The sequence below is a fragment of the Vibrio sp. 1249-1 genome (assembly GCF_033340495.1).
The window spans coordinates 1-1419 of record NZ_JAWOWJ010000057.1; the positions used below are offsets into that span (position 1 = coordinate 1).

The 1419-nt window shown below is 48.2% G+C and carries 2 protein-coding genes; both read left to right on the forward strand.

The genetic code is table 11. The features are described from left to right. The coding region (locus R7Z50_RS24170) for a thermostable hemolysin (RefSeq protein WP_318149306.1) at positions 1–187 on the forward strand (187 nt) is incomplete at its 5' end. An 80-nt stretch (positions 188–267) separates the two neighbouring features. Next, a partial coding sequence (locus R7Z50_RS24175; protein WP_318149307.1) for an AMP-binding protein occupies positions 268–1419 on the forward strand: 1152 nt, incomplete at its 3' end.

Below are 1419 nucleotides of genomic sequence, written 5' to 3' on the forward strand. Positions count from 1 at the left end.
CGCCATGATGGCGCGCCTAGGATTGGAGCCTCATATCATCGCGCAGGCCGATCAAAACAAAGTCCCCGATGCCGAGTCCACTTGGGGGTCATACTACGAACATCAACCGCGTGTGTTAGCTGGCAATTTGCAAAAAGGACTAGAGCGTCTTCGATTAGTCCAAGAAAGAAAACGCAAACAAGCCTAGATAGAAAAGTAAACGTCGTTAAAAACACAACCACAACCGCAACAACTTGGTTAAACACAACGCCAGAATATAGGTGATGTATGAATATTCTCCTCGATGCCATTACAAAATGGGCAAAAACGACACCAGATCGAGTAGCACTTGTCGGCTACGAGGCTGATCAAACGGTTGAACTGACTTACTTTGAATTGTTAAACAAGGTCGAACAAGTTGCCGCCGAGCTTATTGCACAGAACATCAAAGCACTCGCGCTACGCGCAGAAAACAGCATCGATTGGGCCATTGTTGATTTGGCGGCGATGGCGGCAGACATAGTCGTCGTACCTATTCCGACTTTTTTCTCTGATGCACAAGTTGAACATACGTTAGAGCAATCAGGCGTCGATGCTTTAGTCGGCGATTGGCAAGCATGGTTGGCTTCTCATCCTAAGCAAAACTTTAACCAGCAAGACCATTCGTTTTCCATTGCAAATTTGCCTTTGCTGCGTCGTAACCAGTTGGGAGATGTAGATACACAGGTAGCTTATCTACCAGAAACCGGAAAAATCACATTTACGTCGGGCTCGACTGGTCAGCCTAAAGGCGTGTGTTTAAGCAATGATCATTTGTGTTTGGTGGCGAAATCGCTCGCCGACGCAGTAAACGGCACGGCGCACTCACACTTAGTGCTGCTTCCGTTATCGACCCTTCTCGAGAACATAACCGGCGTTTATGTTCCACTCATGTTGGGCGTGACGTCATATATTTTACCCGGAGCACAAACCGGCCTACTCGGTTCAAGCCAATTCGAACCGCGTCTGTTTGCACAAGCATTAGCGACCATCAAACCAGAAAGCTTAGTGCTAACACCGGCTTTATTGCTTGCGCTCATTCAGATCGCGAAACAGCAGCCCTCTCTTGTGGATTCTCTAAAATTTGTCGCCGTTGGCGGCGCAAGAGTGTCGTCGCAACTGATTAACACCGCGCATGCGCTGAACATCCCTGCGTTTGAAGGTTATGGCTTATCTGAATGTGGCTCCGTCGTTTGTTTGAATACACCAGCCACATTTAAAGCAGGAACGTGTGGCAAACCACTTCCGCACACTCAGATTCGTATCGCGGAAGATGGTGAACTGCTTGTCAAAGGCAACGTTGCTCTTGGCTATTTGAATGAGCCGTTTACTCAAGAATGGTTAGCGACTGGCGACTTAGCCCAAATTGACGCGCAAGGTTTTGTCACTCTCTCAGGACGC